A 24,702-nucleotide genomic window follows, 5' to 3' on the forward strand; every position below is an offset into this window, starting at 1 on the left:
CTTACTTGGCCTGCGGGTTAACTTGCGCCGTTCTGGTGTTTTCAGGTGCCGTGCGGGTGTCGACATCAACAACGACACTGAGGCCGGCGCGCAGATTGTGTTTGGCAAGGTCTTCCTTGGAGAAGACGATGCGTACTGGCACACGCTGGATGACCTTGGTGAAGTTGCCCGTCGCATTTTCCGGCGGCAGCATGGAGAAGACCGAGCCCGAGCCGGGCGAGATCGACTGGACCGTGCCTTCGATGGCCTCGTCGTCGAAGGCATCTACGTGGACGCGGACCTTCGAACCGGGCACAACGCGGGCAAGCTGCGTTTCCTTGAAATTGGCGTCGATATAAAGCTCGTTCATCGGCACCAGCGAAGCGAGGCGCTTGCCGACAGAGACCAGATCGCCGGTCTGCACCGCAAGATTGCCGATGACGCCGTCATAAGGTGCCTTCAGAACCGTGAAGGCCAGGTCGCGGGCGGCCTTGTCCTTGGAAAGCTGCAGCGAACGGATAGTGCTTTCGGCTTCCTCGCGCTGGGCGCGCAGAAGCTCGACATTGGCTTTCGCAGACGAGATCGCCGCCTCGCCCGCCACGACATTGGCCCTGGCCTGATCGAGTGCGACCTGCGCGTTATCGGATGCGGCGACCGTGCCGACGTCCTTAGCCTGCAATTCGGTGGCGCGCTTCTGGGTGATTTCGGCGCCGCGAAGGGCGGCATCAAGAGCGCCCTTCTGGGCAACGGCCTGCTCCTGCGCTGCCTCGCCGCCGATGATCTGCGCATCGATGCGCTTCAGCGACAGTTGCTCGGTGCGGATCTGTGCGTCGGCCTGTTCGAATGCGATGCGGTAGTCGCCATCGTCAAGCGTCACCAGCGGATCGCCCGCCTTGACTTCCTGGTTCTCGACGACGTTCACCTTGGCGACGTAACCGGCAACCTTCGGCGCGATGACGGCAATATCACCTTGTATATAGGCGTCATCGGTCGACACCATGAAGCGGCCGTCGATCCACCAGTTGTAACCGTACCAGCCGGCACCGGCCAGAAGCGCAAGCGCGAAGATCGGCAGAAGCGGCGAACGCTTCTTCGCCTTCGGCGCAGCAACGGCGGGAGCCGGAGCCGCCTGCGGCGGTGCGTCAGCCGGCTTTGCCGGGGAGGTCTCGGCCTTGGCGGTGATGTCCGCCTCTTCCGCATCGTTGACGGCGCGAACCGCGCTATTCTTCTGGGCCGACATGAGATTGTACCGTGATAAATTGAAGAAAGTTTTTTCGAACTGAACCGTTCGGTTCGATTGACATAATCTCTTTCCTGACACATATCAAGTGTTATCGAACTGATTGGTTCGACGTTCGGTTAATTTTTTTTACGTCATTCCAATGCTAAGGGGCATTAGCGATGGCAGGTGAAGACAGGGATATGGAGACGGAAACGGAAACGGTCTGTCCGGGCAACACCGCCGGGCGTTTTGCGGCGGGCGAAGACCCCGCCAAACGCGACCAGATTCTGGCGGGCGCGTGGCGCGTGTTCAAGCTCAAGGGCTTCGACGCCGCCAGCATGAACGACATCACCCGTGAAGCCGGCGTTTCCAAGGGTACGATCTATGTCTATTTCTCCAACAAGGAGGATTTGTTCGCGGCGTTGGTCGACCATCACCGGCAGGAATTTGCCACCTCCATGCGCAATATTCTGGCCGGCACCGAAGAGGTGCGCAAAGGCCTGGAACAGTTCGGCAAGGCTTTTGCCAACAAGATGATCTGCTCGGACATGATCCCCGCCATGCGCTCGGTGATCGGCGTCATCGACCGCATGCCCAAGCTCGCCCAGCGCTTTTTCATCGCCGCACCCAATAATGTCCGCACCGTGCTTCAGGATTTCATCGAGCACCATATAGCGCTCGGCCATCTGAAGGTAGACGACGTGGAACTGGCCGCGCGGCAATATATCGAGCTTTCCACCGGCACGTTCTTCAAGCTGCGCCTGTTCGGCGAGATCGACGGCCCGGTTCCGGAAGAGGAGCTGGACCGGGTGATCGCCAGCGCCATCAAGGTGTTCATGGCGGCCTACGGAACCGACAAGGCCTGAAATCATTCAGCAACGGGCGACCGGACCGGCAACGGCACGGGGCCTGATACGCGGTTTGCGCGAAATTTCGATGAAATCTTGCCTATCACAGGCGCGGTCTCCTTGTTTCTCGCGTATTGCGCTATAAATTCCACGAACCGAATGTTTCGGGTGGCCTTGTTGCTGAAAGGAAAAATTCCCTGATGGAGTCCGTTCTCCCTCTTCTGTCCGACCCCGCTGCCTGGGTGGCGCTGGTCACCCTGATCGTCATGGAGGTCGTGCTTGGCATCGACAACCTGATCTTCATCTCGATCCTCACCAACAAGCTTCCGCCTGAACAGCGCGAAAAAGCCCGCAAGATCGGCATCGGACTTGCGCTCATCATGCGTCTCGGCCTGCTCGGCACCGTGGCCTGGATCGTGCAGCTCACCACGCCGGTCTTCGAAATCTTCGGCCACGCCTTCTCGTGGAAGGACATGATCCTCATCGCCGGCGGCCTTTTCCTGATGTGGAAGGCCACCAAGGAAATCCACCACAACGTCGATCCTGAAGACCACAAGGAAGACATGGTGGGCGGCCCGGTCGCGATGAATTTCGGCGCCGCCATCGGCCAGATCCTGCTGCTCGACCTCGTCTTCTCGGTGGACAGCATCATCACCGCCGTTGGCATGACACCGCATCTGCCGATCATGATCGTCGCTGTGGTCTTTGCCGTTGCCGTGATGCTGCTGGCCGCAACGCCACTCGCCAACTTCATCGAGCGCAACCCCACCATCGTCATGCTGGCACTCGCCTTCCTGATGATGATCGGCACGACGCTCATCGCCGAAGGCATGGGCTTTCATGTGCCCAAGGGCTACGTCTATGCCGCCATGGCGTTTTCGGCGCTCGTGGAACTGCTCAACATGCTCGCCCGCAACGCCAGACAGCGCAAGAAAGCGCAGGCCGCCGGCAAACCGCATTGACGGCATTCCGTCATGCCGGACCCGATCCGACATCCAGCCAGCCCAAGTCTTTGGGCTGGAAAGACACTTCTCGCCGCGCAGACGCGCGTCGACTGGATACCGGCTCATGGCCGGTGTGACTGAGGGGTAGGAAGGACGATCTTCCTCCGCGGAACCGCTTCACCCCGCCTTGCGTTCTTCGATATCATCCCCGATAGAGTCCTCCCCCGGTGCCTCTCATTCGAAAGCATAAGCAAGCATGACGACAGAACAGATCCTCGCTTTCGTCGTGATCGCTGGCATGATGGTCGCGTTCATCTGGGACAGGTTCCGTTACGATGTCATCGCCTGCAGCGCATTGCTGGTGGCGGTGGCACTTGGTGTGGTGCCATTTAACAAGGCTTTCTCAGGCTTTTCCGACGATATCGTCATCATCGTCGCCAGCGCGCTGATCGTCAGTTCGGCCGTGGCGCGTTCGGGTGTCGTCGATATGACGATCAAGAAATATTTCCCCGAAATGCATTCCAAGGGCCTGCAGCTTGCCTTTCTGATGATCGTCGTCGCCATCATGTCGGCCTTCATCAAGAATATCGGCGCTCTCGCCATCATGATGCCGGTCGCCTTCCAGTTCGCCCGCAAATCGGGCAGCCCCGTTTCCTATTATCTGATGCCGATGGCTTTTGCCGCGCTCTTGGGCGGGTTGATGACGCAGATCGGCACCTCTCCCAACATCGTCGTCTCGCGGTTGCGCGAGGAGATGACCGGCCAGAGCTTCTCGATGTTCGACTTCACACCCGTCGGCGCGGGCCTGACGGTGATCGGCATCATCTTCCTGACCTTCGGTTACCGCCTGCTGCCGGTGCGCAACCGCCAGCAGGCATCCGTGGAGGATGCACTCGACCAGGCAGCCTATACGGCAGAGGCGACGCTGCCGGCTGACAGCACCTTTGGCGACAGGCCGCTGCGGGAGCTTTTGAAACAGGCGGATGGCGATGTGATCGCCAGCACCATCCTGCGCGGGCCGCGACGCATCTCCCCCTTCCCCGACGTCAAGCTGAAGGCGGGCGACACCGTTTTGCTCGAAGGTAGCCCGGAGGGACTGGACCGCGTCGTCTCGCAGGCGAAGCTGCTTTTATCCGGCAAGCCGTTGATGGAGAATGGTCAGAAAACCGCCGATCTCATTTCCATGGAAGCGGTGATCAGCAATGAATCGGTGCTATCAGGCATTTCCGCGCGTGAGCTTTCCTTATCTTATACGCGCGGCGTCAACCTGATCGCCGTCAGCCGCCGCGGCCAGCGTGTCAGCCAGCGGCTCTCCGACCTCACCTTGCAGGCGGGCGACGTCATTCTTTTGCAGGGAAGCCGCAAGAACCTGCCGCAGGTGCTGCAGGAATTTTCGCTGCTGCCGCTGGCGCAGCGGGAAATCCTGCTTGGCGTGCAACGTCGCGCGCTTTTGCCCGTCATCGTGCTGGCCGCCGCCATGCTGGCCGCCGGCAGCGGACTGGTGCCGGTTTCGGTTGCCTTTTTCGCCGCCGCCTTTCTGATGATCGTCGTCGGCGCGATCCCGCTTGCCGAGGTCTATAAATCGATCGACGGGCCGATCCTCGTCATGCTCGCCGCCCTTATTCCCGTCAGCGATTCGCTTCGCACGAGCGGGGCGAGTGAACTGATCGCGGGCTGGCTTGGCAGTGCGGCGCAGGGGCTGCCGCCTTTCGCGGCGCTCGGCATGATCCTGCTCACCGCCATGGCTGTGACGCCCTTCCTCAACAATGCCGCCACCGTGCTGGTCATGGCCCCCATCGCCGCCGGTTTTGCCACCACGCTCGGCTTTCGCCCGGAAGCCTTCCTGATGGCCGTGGCAATCGGTGCCGGCTGCGACTTCCTCACCCCCATCGGTCACCAGTGCAACACGCTTGTCATGGGCCCGGGCGGGTATCGTTTCAGCGATTATCCGCGCCTTGGACTGCCGCTGTCGATCATGATCGTCATCGCCAGCATTCCCATGCTGCTTTACGTCTGGCCGGTGAACTGAGGCCGGGCGGCGAGACCGGCCATCCCCTCGGGACTCCATATTTCCTTGACGCCTGCGGCAGAATATGGCCTAAGCCGAAGCCGAACGGGAATATGAAAAAGGCACTTTCTTTTCGCCTTTCGACATGATGTCCTGCCGCATCCAAACGAAAACTCCGTGATATCAGGGTGAACCGTCCCGATGTCACTCCACGTCACGACGAGTGAATTTCATGACCACTTCCGGCGTTCGCGTCCGCATCGCACCTTCCCCCACCGGCGAGCCGCATGTCGGCACCGCCTATATCGCGCTGTTCAACTATCTCTTCGCCAAGAAACACGGTGGCGAGTTCATTCTGCGCATCGAGGATACCGACGCCACTCGCTCGACCCTTGAATATGAGCAGAAGGTGCTGGAAGCGCTGCGCTGGACCGGCCTCACCTGGTCGGAAGGCCCCGATGTCGGCGGCCCTTACGGTCCCTACCGTCAGTCCGAGCGCAAGCCGATGTACTGGCCCTATGCCGAAGAATTGCTGGAAAAAGGCCATGCCTTCCGCTGTTTCTGCACGCCCGAGCGGCTCGAGCAGATGCGCGAAGCGCAGCGCGCCGCGGGCAAGCCGCCGAAATATGACGGCCTTTGCCTCCACCTGAAGGCTGAAGAAGTGACCACCCGCGTTGCCGCCGGCGAGGCCAATGTCGTGCGCATGAAAATCCCGACCGAAGGCTCGTGCGATTTCCATGACGGCGTTTACGGCGATGTCTCGATCCCCTGGGATTCGGTTGACATGCAGGTGCTGATCAAGGCCGACGGCATGCCGACCTATCACATGGCCAACGTCATCGACGACCATCTGATGAAAATCAGCCATGTGGCGCGCGGCGAAGAATGGCTCGCCTCCGTGCCCAAGCACATCCTGCTTTACCGTTATTTCGGCTGGCAGGAACCGGTGTTCATGCATCTTTCGCTGATGCGCAACGCCGACAAGTCGAAGCTCTCCAAGCGCAAGAACCCGACGTCGATCTCCTATTATTCGGCCCTCGGTTACCTGCCGGAAGCGCTGATGAACTTCCTCGGCCTGTTCTTCATCCAGATCGCCGAAGGCGAAGAACTTCTGACGATGGAAGAACTGGCCGCAAAGTTCGACCCGGAAGCGCTGTCCAAGGCCGGCGCCATCTTCGACATCCAGAAGCTGGACTGGCTGAACGGCCGCTGGCTGCGCGAAAAGCTTTCGCCGGAAGAGTTCATTGCCCGCACGCTGGAATGGGCGATGGAAAATTCCCGCCTGACCGAAGGTCTGAAGCTTTCGCAGAGCCGCATTTCCAAACTCGGCGAGTTGCCGAACCTCGCCGGGTTCCTGGTGTCGAGCGATGTTGGCCTGACGCCAGCTTCGTTTGCGGGTCTTAAAAGCAAACCGGAGGAAATCCACGAGATCCTCACCACGGTTGCCGCCGACCTCGAAAAAATGCCGGACTGGAATGTGGAAGCCATCGAAGCCGAGCTGCGCGATGTGGCCGAACGCACAGGCAAGAAGCTGCGCGTCGTGACGCCGCCGCTCTTCGTCGCCGTCTCCGGTTCATCGCGCTCGCTGCCGCTGTTTGAAAGCATGGCGCTGCTCGGCCGCTCTGTGGTTCGCCAGCGCCTGAAAGTGGCGATTGCCGTTGTGGCCACGATGGTTGGCAGCGGAAGCTGATAATTTGGTGTTGGCGGTCACGCCGGCATCCTGAAATATACCCCTCTGCTTGGGGTACCCCCCTCTGCCCTGCCGGGCATCTCCCCCTCAAGGGGGAGATCGGGCGCCGCACCCGCTCGTTCCATGGGCAAGGTGTCCACCGCTTGTCGATCTCCCCTTTGAGGGGGAGATGTCCGGCAGGGCAGAGGGGGGTAGACCCGAGCGCAAAGGGTAACCGCAACGAACAAGCCCGCTTAAGGCAAAAAACATGACCGACACCAAGACCGAGACCACCGCCCTTTCCTCCGACGCGACTGAAGTGCGCCGCCAGAAACTTGCGCTGCTGCGCGAGCAGATCGGCGATGTCTATCCGGCACATTTCCATCGCACGCTGACCAATGCGGAGCTGGCGGAAAAATATGCCGATATTGAGCCGGACACGGAAACCGGCGACACGGTAACGGTGGCGGGCCGCGTTTATTCCTCGCGCAATTCCGGCATGTTCATGGATATACATGACGCCTCGGGCAAGGTGCAGATCTTCTCCCACAAGGATACGACGCCGGAAGCGGCGCGCAACCTGCTGCCGATGATCGATATCGGCGACATCATCGGCGTCACCGGCAAGGTGCGCCGCACCAAGCGTGGCGAGCTGACGATCAATGCCGAAGAAATCACCATGCTGACGAAGTCGCTGCTGCCGATGCCCGAAAAGTGGCATGGTGTCTCCGATATCGAGCTGCGTTACCGTAAGCGCCATCTCGACATTCTGGCGAACGAAGACTCAAAGCTGCGCTTCCTGCAACGCTCGAAAATCCTCTCCGGTATCCGCCGTTTCATGGAGGCCGAAGGCTTCCTCGAAGTGGAAACGCCGATGCTGCAGACCGTTTATGGTGGTGCAACGGCCGATCCGTTCAAGACCTTCCACAACACACTGAAGATGGACATGTATCTGCGCATCGCGCCGGAACTGTTCCTGAAGCGCACGCTGGTCTCAGGCCTTTCCGACAAGGTGTTCGAAATCAACCGCAACTTCCGCAACGAAGGCGTCTCCACCCGGCACAATCCTGAATTCACCATGATGGAGTGCTATTGGGCCTATGCCGATTACGAAGACATCATGGGTCTCGTGGAACGGCTGTTCGAGACGCTGGCGATTGCCCTGCATGGCACGACCGAAGTGGAGTTCCAGGGCCAGACGATTTCCTTCAAGGGTCCGTTCAAGCGCGTGCCGATGCCTGATGCGGTGAAGGAAGCGACCGGCATCGATTTCCTCGCCATCAAGACCGACGAAGAGGCCCGCGCCGCTGCCAAGGCCGCCGGTTTTGCCGTCGAGAAGGACTGGACCTGGGGCGAATGCCTTGCCTTCATCTTCGAAGAGAAGGTGGAAGCCACGCTGATCCAGCCGAGCCACGTCACGCATTTCCCGAAGGACATTTCGCCCTTCGCCAAGGAAGTGCCGGGCGAACCGCGCCTCGTCGAGCGTTTTGAGAGCTATTGCAACGCCTGGGAAGTGGGCAACGCCTTCTCGGAACTCAACGATCCCGAAGAACAGCGCCGCCGCATGGTGGAACAGCTGGAGCAGGCCCACGCCCGTGGCGAAAAGGACAAGCAGCTGGACGACGAATTCCTCGACGCCATCGACCAGGGCATGCCACCCGCCGGCGGCCTCGGCATCGGTGTCGATCGCCTGATCATGCTCTTGACCAACGCCCCGTCGATCCGCGACGTGATCCTCTTCCCGGCTCGCCGCAACAAAGCGGATTGAGAAGAGACGAAGAAAGGGAGCTTCGCGTGAGAAGCTCCCGATAATCTCGTTCGTTATGCCAGTGACCGACCGTCCCTCATTCCTGTGCGCGTCACAGGAATACAGTCGACGCACGTCTGCGTGGCGGGGAAGGACTCCTTTCAGCCCAAGGACTTGGGCTGGCTGGATCCCTGTGACAAGCACAGGCATGAGGAAAGACACCAGTACCTTCCGGGATTGTGTGGCCTGCGCCGAATTCCGGCGCCCTTAATGCCCTGCCTTGGCCTTGTCGCCACTCGGTTCATCCGCCTCAGCCTTCTCCTCCGCCGCCTGGGCGGTCGTCGAGCCTTTTCCGAAGATCAGTGATTTCAGATAGGACAGGCTGAAGATGCTGCTGCCCTCGGCTTCCGGTGTCGAGGTCAGAAGCTCGTCAGTGACGGGTTCGCCATGGGCTTCGGGAGACGGGGTTTCGCCGTTGGTTTCCGGGCTCGTTTCGCCATGGCCGCTCTCAGCCGGGGCAGCGCCGTGCTCGCCGCCGGCAGCGCCCTTGTTTTCGCCGTGACCTTTCGGTGCCTTGCCCTCGTGACCTTCAGAGCCACCATCCAGGACCGGGGTGGCGCAATCGGCGGAATCGCTGAGGCTTGCGGCCATGGCTTCGGTATCTTCCAGCGGCAGATCGATGCGCAGACCATAAAACTGGCCGCTGCCATTGGCGGCGCCATCGTAATAAAAGGCGGAATAACGATGGGCGTTGGCGCCTTCGGGAATTTTTGCCGGATCGGGAATGAAGACCACCTGCGCGGCAATGGCGCGGCCGCGCATTTCCGAGCGCAGCTGCGGTCCGTTCTTGTCTAGCACGGAAACCTGCACCAGATCGGGTTTCTGCTTGTCGTAAACCGCCTTTGCAACACGAAGCGCGGTCTTCAGCCGCTCGGGGCCGTCTCCGCCTCCGGTGCGGATAAATTTGCGCACCCATAAGGCGCCGTTCTTGCGGATGTTGACCGTCTGGACTGCGTCGCAGGAAAGCCCGTTGCTGGAAGCATAGGATGGACCAAGCAGCCGTTCACTGCCGATGAACACGGCAGCAGAACCGGTCGCACCCGCCAAAAGCAGGATCCCGCCTCCAATCATAACGAGCTTGCGCGAAAACCGCATTCGTCCGAATACAGCTTTCACCCGCAACATCCTGACATCAAGTACCCCGCCTTAAGCCCTCACCCCGAAACGTGGCTCGAAGGATGAGGGACACGCGGGATAAGCTGCGGACAACGTTGTCCGAGCCTCGCGATAGTGCCGCTTTCTCATTGAAAAAAGTTTAACCAGACCGCCGCGGCGCCTGCAAAAACGCACCAATTTCGGACATTTCCGAAATCAGCTAAATTGAGAATGATTTGCAATAGCGTTGACATCTGTGATTCCATAACAGATGGTATTGCGAGTTAATCGCAACAGAAATTGGTGACAGACGTGAATCTTCATAAAATCCGCCATGCCCTTTTTGCTTTTTCGCTTTTCCTGCCGGGTGTTGCCGTCGCGCAGGAAAAGCCGAAAGTGGTCACCACCTTCACCATCATCGCCGATATGGCGCGCAACGTGGCGGGTGATGCGGCGGACGTGGAGAGCATCACCAAGCCGGGTGCGGAAATTCACAATTACCAGCCGACACCGCGTGATATTCTCAAAGCCCGCAAGGCCGATCTGGTGCTGCGCAACGGCCTCAATCTGGAATTGTGGTTCGAGAAATTCCTGACCAATCTTTCCGGCGTGCCTGATGTAACGGTAAGCGATGGTGTGCAACCCATGGCGATCAGCGGCGGCGCCTATCAGGGAAAACCCAATCCGCATGCCTGGATGTCGCCCGATAACGCCTTGATCTATGTGGAAAATATCCGCAAGGGTCTTGCCGAAATCGACCCTGCCCACGCCGATGTTTATACCGTCAATGCCAAGGTCTATTCGGACAAGATCAAGGCCACGGTGCAGCCGATCCGCAATGCGCTTTCCGTTCTGCCTGACAACAAGCGCTGGTTGGTAACGAGCGAAGGCGCCTTTTCTTATCTCGCCCGTGATTTCGGCCTGAAGGAACTGTTCCTCTGGCCGGTCAATGCCGATAGCCAGGGCACGCCGCAACAGGTGCGCGGTGTGATCGACGCCATGCGCGAGCACAATATCCAGGTCATCTTCAGCGAAAGCACGGTTTCCGCCGATCCTGCAAAGCAGGTGGCCAAGGAAACCGGTGCGGCCTATGGCGGCGTCCTTTATGTGGATTCGTTGAGCGAGGCGGACGGCCCGGTTCCGACCTATCTGGACCTCCTGCGCGTGACCAGCGAAACCATCGCCAAGGGACTGTCTTCATGAGAATGGGCAGTAAAAAATCCGGCGGCGGCCTGACGGTTCAAAATGCGACAGTGACCTATCGCAATGGCCACACCGCATTAAGAAACGCCAGCTTTTCCATCCCCCGCGGAACGATCACTGCACTTGTCGGCGTCAATGGCGCCGGCAAGTCCACGATTTTTAAGGCGATCATGGGTTTTGTGCCGCTGGCAGCCGGGTCCGTATCGATTTTCGATCTGCCGGTGAAGGAAGCGCTCCGCAAAAACCTCGTCGCTTATGTGCCACAAGCCGAAGAGGTGGACTGGAGTTTTCCGGTGCTGGTGGAAGATGTGGTGATGATGGGCCGATACGGCCACATGAATTTCCTGCGCATCCCGTCGAAACGCGATCACCAGATGGTCGAGGAGGCGCTTGGACGCGTCAACATGCTCGATTATCGCAAGCGGCAGATCGGCGAACTCTCGGGCGGGCAGAAGAAGCGGGTGTTTCTCGCCCGCGCGCTGGCGCAGGAGGGCCAGGTGATCCTGCTGGATGAGCCTTTCACCGGTGTCGACGTGACGACGGAGGAGCAGATCGTCGTGCTGCTGAAAGCGCTGCGTGACGAAGGCCGGGTCATGCTGGTCTCAACCCACAATCTCGGCAGCGTGCCGGAATTTTGTGACCGCGCCGTGTTCGTCAAGGGCACGGTTCTGGCGTCCGGCAAGACGGCGGATACCTTCAACGAGGAGAACCTGCAAAAGGCCTTTGGCGGCAGCCTGCGCCACTTCGTGCTCGGCGGGGCGGAACTGCATGACGATGCCGATCCGCGCCGCTTGAAGGTGATTACCGATGACGAGCGTCCCTTCGTGATCTACGGCAAGAATGGTCAGAACGGGGATGAGGCACAGGCTCTGAAAGAAAAAACCGATGATAACCAGCCTTCTTGAGCCCTTCACCTATGGCTATATGCTGAACGCCATCTGGGTCAGTGCGCTGGTGGGCGGTGTCTGCGGTTTTCTCTCCGCTTATCTGATGCTGAAGGGCTGGTCGCTGATCGGCGATGCGCTTTCCCATGCCATCGTTCCCGGTGTGGCCGGGGCCTATATGCTCGGCCTGCCCTTTTCGCTGGGTGCCTTTCTTTCCGGCGGGCTTGCAGCCGGTTCGATGCTGTTCCTGAACCAGAAGACGCGGCTCAAGGAAGACGCGATCATCGGCCTCATCTTCACCTCGTTTTTCGGGCTTGGCCTGTTCATGGTGTCGCTCTCGCCCACGTCGGTGAATATCCAGACCATCGTACTTGGTAATATTCTGGCGATCACGGCGGAAGACACCATCCAGCTGGTGCTGATCGGCGGCATCAGCCTCCTCGTGCTGGCGCTGAAATGGCGCGACTTCATGGTCGTCTTCTTCGATGAGAACCATGCCCGCACCGTCGGGCTGAAACCGGAGGTGCTGAAGGTGATCTTCTTCACCCTGCTCGCCGCCTCCACGGTCGCCGCTTTGCAGACGGTCGGGGCCTTCCTCGTCGTCGCCATGGTGGTGACGCCGGGCGCCACCGCCTATCTCCTGACCGACCGTTTCGAACGGCTGATCCTGATGAGCCTCATCATCGGTGCGGCCACCAGCTTCGTTGGCGCTTATCTCAGCTATTTCCTCGATGGCGCCACCGGCGGTGTCATCGTCGTGCTGCAGACGGCGATCTTCCTTGCCGCCTTCGTTTTTGCGCCCAAGCACGGCCTGCTCGCGTCGCGCGCCAAGGCCCGCAAGGCACTGGAGGAAACGCCATGAGCGACACTCTCGAACTCGCCATCCTGCCGTTTCAGCTGCCCTTCATGCAATATGCCTTCGTCATTACACTCATGATCGCGGTGCCGATGGCGATGCTGTCCTGTTTTCTGGTGCTGAAGGGCTGGTCGCTGATGGGGGATGCGGTCTCCCATGCCGTGCTGCCCGGCGTGGTGATGGCCTATATCGCCGGCATACCGCTCTCCATCGGCGCTTTCATCGCCGGCATGATCTGTGCGCTCGGCACCGGTTTCATCAAGGAAAACAGCCGGATCAAGGAAGATACGGTGCTGGGCATCGTCTTTTCCGGCATGTTCGGGCTGGGGCTGGTGCTTTACGTGAAGGTGCAGAGCGACATGCATCTCGACCATATTCTCTTCGGCGACATGCTAGGCATTGCACCCAAAGACATGCTGGAGACGGGTCTGATCGCGCTTTTTGCCACGCTGTTCCTCGGCATCCTGCGCAAGGACCTTTTGGTCAACGCCTTTGATGCGCAGCATGCCAAAGCCATCGGCCTGCCGGTGCGCGTGCTGCATTATGGCCTGCTGATGGTCCTGTCGCTCACCGTCGTCGGTGCATTGAAGGCGGTGGGCATCATCCTCTCGGTCGCCATGCTGGTGACGCCAGGCGCAATCGCTTTCCTGCTGACCCGGCAGTTTTCCGCCATGATGCTGGTGGCCGTTGCGGTGGCGGTTGCCTCATCGCTGGCTGGCATATGGGTGAGCTTCCTGATCGACAGTGCGCCAGCCCCCACCATCGTGATGTTCATGAGCCTTGCTTTCGTCGCCACCTTCATCCGCACCACCTGGAAGGCCCGCCGGACGGACGCGGCGCGGGAAACAGGCTTCTAGAGCATTTCCGGTGAAAGCCGGTTCACCTGAAATGCTCTATCTCTTTGCTTTTGCGCAGTCCGGACGCAAAACCGCTAACGCACTTTTGCTGGACATGCTCGAGAACAACGATTTTTGCGGGCGTGTGGAACATTTTCGCCTTTTGCGCGTCATTTTGCTGAGCCTGTCGCGGGGCGGCGGGCTTGGCAAATTATGCAAAAGGGGAAGCGCCATGCTGAAGTGGGCTCTTATTTTCTTCGTTATTTCTTTGATCGCAGGCGTATTCGGCTTTACCGGCATTTCCGCGGCGGCGGCGGGCGTGGCCCGTATCCTGTTCTTCATCGCCGTGGTGATCTTCCTGGTCTTCCTCGTGCTTGCACTGATGGCCGGCAGCGCTGTCGTCTGAACAAAAAAGGCGACCGGTCTTCACCGGTCGCCTCTCCTCTTTCCAGTAAAGATAATCAACCCGTCCAGCCGCCATCGATCACATGGATCTGGCCGGTGGTGAAACCTGCCTCGTCGGAAGCGAGATAAGTGACGAGCGCTGCGATTTCTTCCGATGTGGCGATGCGGCCCATCGGCTGGCGGGCGATGAAATCGGCCAGCGCCTGTTCGTAATTGCCGGTGGCGCGCAGGCGGTCATGCAAGGACGGGCTGTCGACCGTGCCGGGGCAAATGGCGTTGCAGCGAATGCCCTTGGTGACGAAATCGGCGGCAATGGCCTTGGTGAGACCCACGACGGCAGCCTTGGAAGCCGTATAGGCGAAACGGTTCGGCACGCCCTTCACGCTTGAAGCAACCGAGGACATGTTGACGATCGCGCCCTTGCCCTTTTCCAGCATACCGGGCAGGAAGGCGCGGCAGGTGCGATACATCGCCTTGGCATTGAGGTCGAAGGAGAAATCCCAGTCCTTCTCTTCACAATCGAGAATGGTGCCGGAATGCACGAAGCCGGCGCAGTTGAACAGCACGTCGGCATGGCCGATATCGGCAGCGAAATCCTTGACGCCATCTCCGTCAAGCACGTTCAGAACCCGGGTTTCCGCACCCTTCAGGGTGGAAAGCGCCTGCTCGTTGATATCGGTGGCGATGACGCGCGCGCCGAGCGATATGAAACGCTCCGCCGTCGCCCGGCCGATACCCTGGCCGGCGGCGGTGATCACCACTGTCCGGCCGTTAAAATCCTGCACCATAAATAGCCTCCCGCTAAAGCCGACCGCCAGCGTGGCCGAGCCGTTGAATTTCAGTGATCTCAAATATGGATCGACAATTCATATGTAAACGCGGTATTCATATGGCGTCAAGCAAACTTGCGCGGATGCGGGGTATCGGGCAACCATATTTTAAGGCACCCCGCCCGGCACGCATCAGAAACACCATCGAGGCCAGATGACCGACGACGACAGCGAAAGATATCGCGCCCCCGCCCTCGACAAGGGCCTGGACATTCTCGAGCTTCTGGCCCGCACGGATGGCGGGCTGACGCAGATCGAGATCGCCAAGGCGATCGGCAAAAGCCCCAACGAACTGTACCGGATGCTGGACCGTCTGGTTCGTCGAGGTTATGTGCAGCGGCTCGACGGCGACCGGTTTTCGCTGACGCTGAAAATGTTCGGGCTGGCGCATTTTCATGCACCGATCCGCCGGCTCGTCTCCTTCGCCGCACCTGTGATGCGCGATTTCTCAGCAAGCGCCGAACAGGCCTGCCATCTCGCCGTTTATGATCGCGGCAGCGTCGTTGTCATCGCCCAGCAGGAATCCGCCACCTATTGGGCCATGTCCATGCGGGTCGGCGCGCAAATGAGCCTGTTCCACACCGGCTCCGGCCATGTGCTTCTGGCCTTCCAGACAGAGGCGCAGCGCGAGATCATGATGACCGAACAGGTGCGCGGCAGCGGCGAGACCGTGCCGGCGGACCTAGCCGAGCGGCTGCGGCAGGTGCGCAGCAACGGCTTTGAATCCATGGACAGCTTGCAGACGGCGGGCGTGCGCAACATTTCCGCCCCTGTTCTGACGCTGGATGGCACCGCACTCGCCGTCATCACCTGCCCCTACATCACCACGCTCGGCGGCACGGCCCCGACGCGCGAGACTTGCGAACAGCTGATCCGCGATGCGGCAAAACGCATCTCCGAAGTGGTGACGGGAAACGTCTGAAGGGCACAAAAAAACGCGACCGGCAGGGGCCCGATCGCGTTTCAATTGACTGGAGATTATGTCTGGTAAACGCGAGGGGAACGCAGATGGTTCCCCCTTTTTTTGTCAGGCGGCAGCGGCCGTCAGTTCCTTGCGGACCATCTCGCGCAGCGTCACCAGATCCTTGGCGAACAGGCGGATGCCTTCGGAAAGCTTCTCGGTTGCCATCGCGTCTTCGTTCATCGCCCAGCGGAACGCCTTTTCATCGAGCGACTGCAGCGCCTCGGCCTTGACATTGTCAGGCGAAAGCTTGCGCTCAAGCTTGCCATTGTCCTTGTCCAGCTCTTCGAGCAGCGCCGGGCTGATCGTCAGGCGGTCGCAACCAGCCAGCGCTTCGATTTCGCCGACATTGCGGAAGGACGCGCCCATGACGACGGTGCCGATGCCATTGGCCTTGTAATAATTGTAGATGCTGCGCACCGAAACGACGCCCGGATCGGTCTCGGCGGTGTAGGTCTCGCCGGTCGACTTCTTGTACCAGTCGAGGATACGGCCGACGAAGGGCGAGATAAGGAAAGCCTTGGCTTCGGCGCAGGCGATCGCCTGTGCCTGCGAGAACAACAGCGTGAGGTTGCAGTCTATGCCTTCGGATTGCAGAACTTCGGCAGCCTTGATGCCTTCCCATGTGGAGGCCAGCTTGATGAGGATGCGTTCACGCTCGATGCCGCGCTCCTTATAGGAGGCGATGATGTGGCGTGCCTTGGTGATGGAAGCCTGCGTGTCGAAGGACAGGTCGGCATCGACTTCGGTCGACACGCGGCCCGGCACCAGACCGGCAAGGGCTGCACCGACGGAAATCGCCAGACGGTCGGCAACGGCGGCAACGACGGCGTCGGACTGGCCGCCCTGCTTCCTGCCCCAGGCGACAGCTTCCTTCACCGCATCGGCAAAGGCCGGCGTGCCGAGCGCTTTGAGAACGATGGTCGGGTTGGTGGTGCAATCCACCGGCTTCAGGCGTGCAACCGCCTCGATGTCGCCGGTATCGGCAACGACCGTGGTGATGGCGCGAAGTTGTTCGAGTTTGGACGTCATGGCGAATGATCCTTCATGATCTCTGGTAAACTTGCTCAGCCGTCTTTTCGTTCCCGCACCAGAAGTGCGCCCAAGGCCGAAATCACGGTTCTGTCCGGCTCCGACTATCGCAAGTGGCGCGGTCGAAAGTCAAGACATTTGCGCATCGCAATTGACATAAGTTTCATGGCTGCGATACTCGACCGCACATAAGGAATGGCGAAAACCGTGGCGAAACTGAGAAGAGAGACCCATACGACCTATTCGGAAGCGGCTTCGCTGAGGCTGCGCGCGGCATGGCTCTATTATAACCAGGGCATGACGCAGAAGGATGTCGCCGAAAGACTGGGGATCAGCCGCTCCACCGTCATCCGCCTGCTCGACGAGGCAATGAAACGCTCCGAAGTGCAGATCTGGATCAATGAAGGCATCGAGGATTTCGTCTCGCTGGCCGGCCAGCTGGAAGCAGCCTACGGACTGGACGAGGCCGTCATCATCCCTTCGCCCGGCCCGTCTCCCGCCGGCCCATCTACCGCCAGCCCATCTACAGCCAGCAAGACAAGCGCGGAAGGCACCGCCAAGGCCGTCGGCCTCGCACTCGGGCAGTTCCTCTCCGAAGTGGTGCCGAACGGTGCCACCATCGGCGTCGGCTGGGGACGCACCATGACCGCCTCGCTCTCCAGCTTCCGGCCGCCGCGGCGGGAAAACTGCAAGGTCGTCTCACTGCTCGGCGGTATCGTCGCCGTGCACCAGACCAATCCGCTCGATTACACCTGGCGGCTGGCAAGCGCGCTCGGGGCGGAATGTTACATGTTCCTCGCGCCGCTTTTGGTGGATTCCGTCGAGACCAAACGGGCGCTGATCGAAAAATGCGGGTTGGCGACGCTTTACGATCTCGCCGAAACGCTCGATCTCGCCATCGTTTCCTGCGGCGATATCGGCCCCCATTCCACTTCGCTGTCGGAAGGTTTCATCTCCAGGGAGACGCTGCGCGAACTCGTCGATGCCGGCTGCGTCTGCGACACGATGTTCAACTTCATCGATGCCGAAGGCCGCTCCGTCAATCATCCGATCAACCAGCGCGCCATGGCGATCGATCTCGACACGCTGCGCAAGGCCAAACACATCGTCCTCGCTTCCGGCGGCGCCCACCGCGCCATCGCCATCCGCGCCACGATCAAGCGCATCGGCTGCAATACGCTGATTACCGACGAAGCCGCGGCGCGGGCCTTGATGGAACTGGTTTAAGCGTCGTCAGGCCATTCGCGGGCGGTCCTCATGAGCGTCTCTTGCGTCGGCTCTCCACCCCTCCCTCATTCCTGTGCTTGTCACAGGAATCCAGTCGCCTCGCGTCTGCATGGCGGGAAGAGTTCTTTCAGCCCAAAGACTTGGGCTGGCTGGATCCCTGTGACAAGCACAGGGATGAGGAATAAAGGGGATAGCCGATCCTCAGCGTCACGCCTTCCCCGTTTCCCATCCCAGCATCGCACGCTTGCGCGTCAGGCCCCAATGGTAACCCGTCAACGCACCGCTCTTGCCGACCGCGCGGTGGCAGGGGACAACGAAGGAGACCGGGTTCGCGCCAACAGCTGCACCTACGGCTCGGGATGCGGTGGGCTGGCCGATATCGCAGGCGATGTGCGAATAGGTGACGGCGCGGCCCATCGGGATTTTCAGGAGGCTTTCCCAGACCCTCACCTGAAAATCCGTGCCGAGCAAAACCACGCGCAGCGGCTTGTCTGCCGTCCATAGGGACGAATCGAAGATACGTGCGGCATAGGGCGCGGTCGCTTCGCGATCCTCGACATAATCCGCATTCGGCCAGCGGCCGGCCATATCCTCGAAACAGGCTCTTTCGTCGCCCGGATCGGCAAAGGCGCAGCCGGCAAGGCCGCGATCGGTGATCATGACCAGCGCAAGCCCGAAGGGCGAGGCGTGAAAACCGTAACGGATCGTCAGCCCGCCGCCTTTCGCCTTCCATTCGCCGGGCGACATGGCCTCGTGGGTAACGAACAGATCATGCAGGCGGCCAGGCCCGGACATGCCGACCTCGATCGAGGTTTCAAGCAGCGGCAGGTCCTCTTCGCGCAGCAGCCTTTTGGCGTGATCGAGCGTCACGGCCTGCAGGAAGGCCTTGGGCGAAAGACCGGCCCAGCGGGTAAAAGTCTTCTGCAATTGCGTCGGCGACTGGCCGAGCCTGGCGGCGATGGCTTCGAGGGAGGGTTGCTCGCGATAATCCAGCGTCAAAAGCTCGATAACCCCGCGCACCGTATCGTAATCCGAGCCGATGGGGGTGATGTCTTCCTTCAGCATGATATTGGCGTTCATCGCATGTCTCCTTAACGGGTAAGAGAAAACCACTAAAGCGCGCCGGTCTCCACCCGTTTCTTGCGCGGCATCACGATACACAAGGAATGTTCGTTAGCCGGAACACCCACTCACCCTCATTCCTGTGCTCGTCACAGGAATCCAGCGGACAAGCGCCCGCGTGGCGAAGGACTCTTCTCAGCCCAAAGACTTGGGCTGGCTGGATCCCTGTGACGAGCACAGGGATGAATGAAGGAGACCACCGCGCCGCGACACTTCCTGACCCACTCACATCCGCCGCCGCACCGTCGCCAGCGCACCGCCGAAGGCCTTGGCAAAGCTTTCCCTATCATCCGGGTTCAGGAACGAACCAATATCGGTCGCCCGGCCCTCGCCCGTCACATGCATGGAAACGATGCCGATCTCATCATGCCGTCTTACCCGGAAGCGCGCCCAAAACGGATTAAAACGATATTCCACCATGCGTCCGGCGGGCGAGAATTTGCGGATCGACAGGTTGGTGCGCGATACGCTCACCTCTTCCCGCGCTTTCGCCGCCCGGTAATTGGCGCGGAAGGCGATATAAAGCAGCAGAAAATCCAGCCCGAAAAACAGGCCGACCGGCCATGCGCCGGTGGCGAGGAAAAAGCCGCCATAGATGAGGCAGGCAAATCCGGTGAGGATGAGAAGCAGCCGGAAACCCCTTCGGCCAAGCGAGCGGTGCGGAACGAGTTCCGCCGCGAAAATCGGCTGGTCGTCGAGCGTATCCACGTTGCTTTCCTTTGGCCGCGCTGGCTATAGATAGTGCATGACAGTCGCCAAGAAACGATCCAGCACCCAAACATTGAAAAAGTCAATTCCGGCGCAGCGGCGCAAACCAGCGCGGGTAAAAACCGCCTATTCGAAAGACGAACTCACCGAAATCTTCCGTCGCTTTTCTATTCAGCGGCCGGAGCCGAAAGGCGAGCTGGAACACACCAATCCCTTCACCCTGCTGGTCGCCGTGGCGCTCTCCGCTCAAGCGACCGATGTCGGTGTGAACCGGGCGACCCGCGCCCTGTTCAAGGAGGCGGATACGCCGGAAAAAATGCTGGCGCTCGGCGAGGAACAGCTGATCGGCCATATCAAGACCATCGGCCTTTATCGCAACAAGGCAAAAAACGTCATCGCACTATCGCAGATGTTGATCGACAATTTCCATGGTGAGGTGCCGAAAACCCGCGAGGAGCTGGTAACCCTGCCCGGTGTTGGCCGCAAGACCGCCAATGTGGTGATGTCGATGGCCTTCGGCGTGCCGACGCTCGCAGTGGACACGCATGTGTTCCGCATTGCCAACCGGCTCTGTCTTGCGCCCGGCAAAACTCCCGATGAGGTAGAAGACCGGCTGGTCCGCATTATCCCCGAACAATATCTGTTCCATGCGCATCACTGGCTGATCCTGCATGGGCGTTATTGCTGCAAGGCGCGTAAGCCGGAATGCGAGCGCTGCGTGATTGCCGATATCTGCAAATCGCCGGAAAAGACCTTCGATATTCCGGCCCCGCTGGTAGAACTACCCGCGCAGCTGTTCGGTGCCGCCGGCGGCGAATGACGGATCGCGCCGGCTGACGGCCTTGTGCAGATGCACCATCAGCGAGGCGGCGAAAAGCGGAGTCAGCAGGTTGAGGAACGGCACCGCCAGGAATGCCGCAATCACCAGCCCGGCGATGAACACCGTGGTGCGGTGCTTCACCCGGAACAACCGGGCGTCAGCGGGCGAGCGGAAACGCATGGCCGCGAACTCGAAAAATTCCCGGCCGAGCAGATAACCGTTCACCAGAAAAAACGCGATGAGATTGACGCCCGGCACCAACAGCAGCAAAAGTGCTATGAGGTTGCCGGCAATGACGACGCCGAAAAACTTGATCGATGACAGCACGGCTTCGCCCATCGGCATTGCCTTGCCAGGCGGATCATCCGGATAGTGCTGTTTTTCCACCACTTCGGCGACATCATCGAGAAACAGGCCGGCGATGACGGCCGTGACCGGCGAGATGAGCAGCGCCAGCGCCAAGGCAAGTCCGATGCCGGCGAAAATGGCGAAAACAAAGCTCAGCCAGCCAGCCCAATCGGGCACGCCGGGGATAAGCGTATCGATCCATGGCAAAGCGAAATAGATGAAGATGGAGCGGATCGCGAACCAAAGCGCCGCCAGCACCAGCAGCGTCAGCCCCAGCACCTTCCAGAATACCGACCGGGTCTCGGCGGCAAAGAGATTGCCAAATGCCAGCCGCGCCGCATCAAATATCATTCGGAACTCCCTTGACGCCTGTGGCGTTGAAACTCTCTCAACACCGAGATAGGCGCTGGCCCTTCACTCCGCAAGACAGGGTGTGACGCCCGCTGGCGGGAGTTAAACCGCAAATGGAATTTCCCTTGAATAAAAGGTATCTCTAAAATATAATAAACCATCTACGATAATTCGCATTCCGGTCCGGTGGAGGACATGGCCGGGAAAGCTCGTCCCCACCGTCAAATCGCGGTTCGCACGCTTGCACGGGCGCGCGAATGCATCACCGTTCAATAAATATAAAATAAAAGAGGCGTTGGTGGAAAAGCTGCTGTTGAACCTGACGCGCGCCATGAAGGCAGGCACCCCTTCCGAGCGCAAGATTGCCAAATATCTGATCGAACATCTGGACGAGTTGCCGTTTGAAACGGCACAGACGCTGGCCGCAAAGCTCAGCCTCAGCCCGATGACGGTCGGCCGTTTCCTGCGTTCTCTGGGGTACCGGCAATTCAGCGATATCCGCGCCGACCTGCGCCACGCGGAAGAAACCGTCGGCGCAGACCAGCCGGTGACGGCCGAAGGCGGCGAACGGCATTCCAATCCGTTCTCACAGCTTCTGTCGCAGCAGATCCAGGCGATCCAGACCGCCTTCGACATGACCACCCAGACGATCTGGCGTCTTGCCATGAACGAGATCACCTCGGCGGACGATGTCTGTCTGGCGACCTCTCCGGAAGGGCTTGATGCCGGCCGGCATTTTTACGGGCGGCTTCTGGAGTGCCGGGGCCATATTCACTACCTCGGCAGCGACAATGCGGCCTATGTCGCCCTGTGGGATTACGACCCCACGCGCACGTTGCTCGTCATCATGGATTGCGGCGGCAACCTGTTGCCCCTCCAGCGCCTGTCGGCCACCGCCCGCAAGGGCGGTTACAGAACACTTCTGATCACCACCCGTTTTTACGAATGGGGACCGGAAAGCGTCGATCTCTGTCTTGCCATGCCGCAGAGCCAGAATGGCGGCCAGGGCCTCCTGCAACTGGTCTCCCTGCTGGAATTCACGCTTTGCGCGCTGAGCGCCGGGGCGGACGACGCCAGCAGGGTCCGGACAAAAAACCTTGCCGCCCTGAAGCGCTCGCTGCGCAGCTGATTGCGGTTGACAACAACAAACGGCCGAGGAATCGAGCGGTCACCGCCATAATTCCAATCTAATAAATCAAAGACGTTCCAGTTCCTGGCGATGCCGGTACATGGCGAGGAAACGGCGATAATCCCGCTCGTAATGCGCCGTCAGCGCCGGATTACCCGAGATTTCCGCATTGCCGGGATACATGGCGGCCCCTGCCGCCGCGAGGCTCGCATGCACGCCGCCGGCCGTCGCCGCCGTCATCGCCGTGCCGAGCAGCACCGCATCGGCGGTGGCGGGAACCACGATGCGTTTGCCCGTCACATCGGCGTAAAGCTCCATCAACAGCGGGTTCTTCACATGCCCGCCGGTGACATGCAGCGTTTCCACCGCATAACCGAAACGCTCCATGGCATCGAGGACATGGCGTGCGCCGAGCGCAATCGCGACCGCGGTGCGCCAATAAAGACGGCAGAGACTGTCGAAGGAGGTATCGAGCGTCAGCCCGCTGATGACGCCCACCGCATGCGGATCGGCAAGCGGCGAACGGTTGCCGTGAAAGTCAGGCAGAACATGCAGCCGGTCCGCAAAGTTCTCTCCCTCCATCTCGCGCAATTCAGTGACGCGCGCAACGATGCGGGCATGTAACGCCGTATCCGGCTCGCCACCCGCCGCATGCATGCGCACGATATGGTCGAGCAGCGCGCCGGTAGCCGATTGCCCACCCTCCACCAGCCAGTGGCCAGGCAGCACCGCCTGCCAGTAGGGTCCCCACAGGCTGCGGCCGGGCATCGGCTGCGTGGACATGGCGACAAGGCAACTCGACGTGCCGGCGATCAGCGCGACATGTTTGCCGACATCCTCGGCAAGGCATCCACCCAGAGCCCCGAGCGCACCGGCATAGGCATCGATCATGCCCGCCGCCACCTGGCAGCCGGTATCGAGACCAAGTTCTGCGGCGGCCTCGGGCGAAAGCGGGCCGATGGCGCCGCCCGGCATGACGGTAGTTTCAGGCAGGCCTGCCCGCTCCTTCAGGTCGTCCAGTCCGGCAAAGGCCAGATAATCCGCCTGCCAGCCGGGATTTTCCTGCGCCAGGAAGTTCCATTTCGCCGTCTGCGTGCAATTGGAGCGCTGTGCCGAGCCGGTCGCCTTCCAGGTCAGGAAATCCGCGAGATCGAAGGCGAAGGACATGCGCGACCAGCTTTGCGGCATATGCGTCTTCAGCCACATCAGCTTCGGCATCTGCATTTCGGGCGAGACGCTGTTGCCGGCGAAATCGAGCACCCGATGGCCCGAGGCCGTTAGCCGGTCGGCCTCGCCGATGGCGCGGTGGTCGAGCCAGACGATGGTGTCGAAACGGTCTTCACCGGTCGTGGAAACCGAAACCGGCTCACCCTGTCCATCGCGGATGACCAGCGAGCAGGTCGCGTCAAAACCAATGGCGGCAATGTTTTGCGGCAGCACGCCGGCATCGGCAAGCGCCGCCTTCACGGCAATGCAGACGGCATTCCATATATCGGTGGAATCGTGCTCGGCGTGGTTTTCACGCGGCCGCTGCATGAGGATGGGATGAATGGAGCGCGCGAGCAGCCGGCCGGCCGGATCGAAAATCCCGGCCCGGGCGCTCGCCGTACCGACATCGACAGCGACAAGATTTTGACGCATCAAGACTGCAATTCCATCCCTGGCGGAGCGACCCAGCGGCGGCAGGCAAGATCGGGTTCAGCCTGCGTCACGTTCCACCTGGCCGTCAAAACCGCCCCTCCCCACATAGCTGCCGACAAGTTGGACCAAATCCGGCATCGCGTCAAACACGGCATCGGCCCCGAGAGCGGCGATCTTTTCACGGAAGGCGGGGAAGCGTGCATGCGATCCGCCGGTGAAGGCAAAAACGCCCATGCCGGCCGCTTTTGCGGCGGCAATGCCCGCCGGGCTGTCCTCAATCACGATGCAGTGACGCGGGTCGACGCCCATAGAGCGCGCCGCATGCAGGAAGAGATCGGGGGCCGGCTTGCCGTTCTTCACCATGGTGGCGCTGAAGACATGTGGCTCGAATTTGTCGATGAGGCCCGTCAGCCCCAGCGAATAACGGATGCGCTCCGGCTGGCTGGATGACGCGACGCAGCGCTTCAATGGCAGAAGCCGGTCCAGCGTCTCGGCAATGCCGTCGATCGGCTTCAATTCGGTGCGGAAGCGTTCGAACAGCGTCGCCCGCATATGCTCGAGAAAATCGATGTCGGTCTCGACACCGTAATCCTCGAACAGGATCGCTGTCATGCTGGCAACACTGCGGCCGAGAAAACGCTCATAGGCTTCCTCCTCCCCCATCGTCACGCCGAGATGGGAGAGCATGTCGAGAAGAACCGAGATGGAGACCGGCTCGCTGTCGACGAGAACGCCGTCGCAGTCGAAAATCAGCAGAGGTCCGGTCCCGTCTCGCAT

23 protein-coding genes are annotated in these 24,702 nt (G+C 60.4%); 14 read left to right on the forward strand and 9 right to left on the reverse strand.

Going from position 1 to position 24,702, the window contains the following annotated elements:
• Position 1: 1 nt before the first annotated feature.
• A complete protein-coding gene (locus tag GSF67_RS16565; protein ID WP_006309860.1) occupies positions 2-1,219 on the reverse strand; it encodes an HlyD family secretion protein in 1,218 nt (405 codons plus the stop codon).
• Between the two features lie 161 nt (positions 1,220-1,380).
• Here GSF67_RS16565 and GSF67_RS16570 point away from each other — a divergent pair, with 161 nt between their 5' ends.
• The 5 genes from GSF67_RS16570 to lysS all read left to right on the forward strand — a co-directional run bounded on the left by GSF67_RS16570 (position 1,381) and on the right by lysS (position 8,438).
• Entirely contained in the window at positions 1,381-2,067 is a 687-nt protein-coding gene (locus GSF67_RS16570; RefSeq protein ID WP_006309861.1) for a TetR/AcrR family transcriptional regulator, read from the forward strand.
• Positions 2,068-2,249: 182 nt separating this feature from the next.
• A complete protein-coding gene (locus GSF67_RS16575) occupies positions 2,250-3,011 on the forward strand; it encodes a TerC family protein (RefSeq protein WP_006309863.1) in 762 nt (253 codons plus the stop codon).
• Between the two features lie 238 nt (positions 3,012-3,249).
• Complete coding sequence (locus GSF67_RS16580; RefSeq protein ID WP_006309864.1) at positions 3,250-5,022, forward strand: SLC13 family permease; 1,773 nt, start codon at positions 3,250-3,252, stop codon at positions 5,020-5,022.
• A gap of 211 nt (positions 5,023-5,233) precedes the next feature.
• Positions 5,234-6,691, forward strand: a complete 1,458-nt coding sequence (gene gltX, locus GSF67_RS16585; RefSeq protein WP_035214506.1) for a glutamate--tRNA ligase — start codon at positions 5,234-5,236, stop codon at positions 6,689-6,691.
• A gap of 247 nt (positions 6,692-6,938) precedes the next feature.
• Positions 6,939-8,438 (forward strand): lysine--tRNA ligase, encoded by a 1,500-nt coding sequence (gene lysS, locus GSF67_RS16590; RefSeq protein WP_006309866.1) that lies wholly within the window; start codon positions 6,939-6,941, stop codon positions 8,436-8,438.
• Between the two features lie 246 nt (positions 8,439-8,684).
• On the opposite strand, the gene GSF67_RS16595 is transcribed toward lysS, so the two are convergent.
• Positions 8,685-9,602 (reverse strand): hypothetical protein, encoded by a 918-nt coding sequence (locus GSF67_RS16595; protein ID WP_006309867.1) that lies wholly within the window; start codon positions 9,600-9,602, stop codon positions 8,685-8,687.
• A gap of 282 nt (positions 9,603-9,884) precedes the next feature.
• On the opposite strand from GSF67_RS16595, the gene GSF67_RS16600 reads away from it, so the two are divergent.
• From GSF67_RS16600 to GSF67_RS16620, 5 genes are all read left to right on the forward strand, one after another.
• Positions 9,885-10,775: a metal ABC transporter substrate-binding protein gene (locus GSF67_RS16600; protein ID WP_035214509.1), complete on the forward strand. Its 891-nt coding sequence runs from the start codon at positions 9,885-9,887 to the stop codon at positions 10,773-10,775.
• Positions 10,772-11,680: a manganese/iron ABC transporter ATP-binding protein gene (locus tag GSF67_RS16605; protein ID WP_006309869.1), complete on the forward strand. Its 909-nt coding sequence runs from the start codon at positions 10,772-10,774 to the stop codon at positions 11,678-11,680. Before GSF67_RS16600 ends, GSF67_RS16605 begins: the two co-directional genes overlap by 4 nt.
• The gene (locus tag GSF67_RS16610; protein ID WP_006309870.1) at positions 11,661-12,521 is read left to right on the forward strand and encodes a metal ABC transporter permease; all 861 of its coding nucleotides are present in this window, start codon (positions 11,661-11,663) and stop codon (positions 12,519-12,521) included. The genes GSF67_RS16605 and GSF67_RS16610 overlap by 20 nt, the downstream gene beginning before the upstream one ends.
• The gene (locus tag GSF67_RS16615) at positions 12,518-13,372 is read left to right on the forward strand and encodes a metal ABC transporter permease (protein WP_006309871.1); all 855 of its coding nucleotides are present in this window, start codon (positions 12,518-12,520) and stop codon (positions 13,370-13,372) included. Before GSF67_RS16610 ends, GSF67_RS16615 begins: the two co-directional genes overlap by 4 nt.
• A gap of 211 nt (positions 13,373-13,583) precedes the next feature.
• Positions 13,584-13,757 carry a DUF1328 domain-containing protein gene (locus GSF67_RS16620; protein WP_003499086.1) on the forward strand — a complete coding sequence of 58 codons (174 nt, stop codon included), beginning with the start codon at positions 13,584-13,586 and terminating at the stop codon, positions 13,755-13,757.
• Between the two features lie 55 nt (positions 13,758-13,812).
• Here GSF67_RS16620 and GSF67_RS16625 read toward each other — a convergent pair whose 3' ends face one another.
• Positions 13,813-14,544 carry an SDR family oxidoreductase gene (locus GSF67_RS16625; protein WP_006309873.1) on the reverse strand — a complete coding sequence of 244 codons (732 nt, stop codon included), beginning with the start codon at positions 14,542-14,544 and terminating at the stop codon, positions 13,813-13,815.
• Between the two features lie 196 nt (positions 14,545-14,740).
• Between GSF67_RS16625 and GSF67_RS16630 the strand changes: the two genes are divergently transcribed.
• Positions 14,741-15,508 (forward strand): IclR family transcriptional regulator, encoded by a 768-nt coding sequence (locus GSF67_RS16630; protein ID WP_006309874.1) that lies wholly within the window; start codon positions 14,741-14,743, stop codon positions 15,506-15,508.
• Positions 15,509-15,613: 105 nt separating this feature from the next.
• On the opposite strand, the gene tal is transcribed toward GSF67_RS16630, so the two are convergent.
• On the reverse strand, positions 15,614-16,579 hold the full coding sequence (tal, locus tag GSF67_RS16635) for a transaldolase (RefSeq protein ID WP_006309875.1): 966 nt from the start codon (positions 16,577-16,579) through the stop codon (positions 15,614-15,616).
• 195 nt (positions 16,580-16,774) lie between these two features.
• Here tal and GSF67_RS16640 point away from each other — a divergent pair, with 195 nt between their 5' ends.
• A complete protein-coding gene (locus GSF67_RS16640; RefSeq protein ID WP_006309876.1) occupies positions 16,775-17,806 on the forward strand; it encodes a sugar-binding transcriptional regulator in 1,032 nt (343 codons plus the stop codon).
• Positions 17,807-18,013: 207 nt separating this feature from the next.
• Here GSF67_RS16640 and GSF67_RS16645 read toward each other — a convergent pair whose 3' ends face one another.
• Positions 18,014-18,886, reverse strand: coding sequence for a bifunctional helix-turn-helix domain-containing protein/methylated-DNA--[protein]-cysteine S-methyltransferase (locus GSF67_RS16645; protein ID WP_006309878.1), 873 nt, complete (start codon positions 18,884-18,886; stop codon positions 18,014-18,016).
• A gap of 267 nt (positions 18,887-19,153) precedes the next feature.
• Complete coding sequence (locus GSF67_RS16650) at positions 19,154-19,636, reverse strand: DUF2244 domain-containing protein (RefSeq protein WP_006309879.1); 483 nt, start codon at positions 19,634-19,636, stop codon at positions 19,154-19,156.
• Positions 19,637-19,673: 37 nt separating this feature from the next.
• Here GSF67_RS16650 and nth point away from each other — a divergent pair, with 37 nt between their 5' ends.
• Positions 19,674-20,456 (forward strand): endonuclease III, encoded by a 783-nt coding sequence (gene nth / locus GSF67_RS16655; RefSeq protein WP_006309880.1) that lies wholly within the window; start codon positions 19,674-19,676, stop codon positions 20,454-20,456.
• On the opposite strand, the gene GSF67_RS16660 is transcribed toward nth, so the two are convergent.
• Positions 20,418-21,155 (reverse strand): sulfate transporter family protein, encoded by a 738-nt coding sequence (locus GSF67_RS16660; RefSeq protein WP_006309881.1) that lies wholly within the window; start codon positions 21,153-21,155, stop codon positions 20,418-20,420. The two genes, nth and GSF67_RS16660, sit on opposite strands and share 39 nt — an antisense overlap.
• A 295-nt stretch (positions 21,156-21,450) precedes the next feature.
• Here GSF67_RS16660 and GSF67_RS16665 point away from each other — a divergent pair, with 295 nt between their 5' ends.
• Positions 21,451-22,284, forward strand: coding sequence for a MurR/RpiR family transcriptional regulator (locus GSF67_RS16665; RefSeq protein WP_006309882.1), 834 nt, complete (start codon positions 21,451-21,453; stop codon positions 22,282-22,284).
• A gap of 66 nt (positions 22,285-22,350) precedes the next feature.
• Here GSF67_RS16665 and GSF67_RS16670 read toward each other — a convergent pair whose 3' ends face one another.
• Both GSF67_RS16670 and GSF67_RS16675 read right to left on the reverse strand, forming a co-directional pair.
• The gene (locus GSF67_RS16670; RefSeq protein WP_006309883.1) at positions 22,351-23,925 is read right to left on the reverse strand and encodes an FGGY-family carbohydrate kinase; all 1,575 of its coding nucleotides are present in this window, start codon (positions 23,923-23,925) and stop codon (positions 22,351-22,353) included.
• A 57-nt stretch (positions 23,926-23,982) separates the two neighbouring features.
• Entirely contained in the window at positions 23,983-24,702 is a 720-nt protein-coding gene (locus GSF67_RS16675) for an HAD family hydrolase (RefSeq protein WP_006309884.1), read from the reverse strand.

The organism is Agrobacterium sp. CGMCC 11546 (genome assembly GCF_013365515.1).
GTDB lineage: Bacteria > Pseudomonadota > Alphaproteobacteria > Rhizobiales > Rhizobiaceae > Agrobacterium > Agrobacterium fabrum.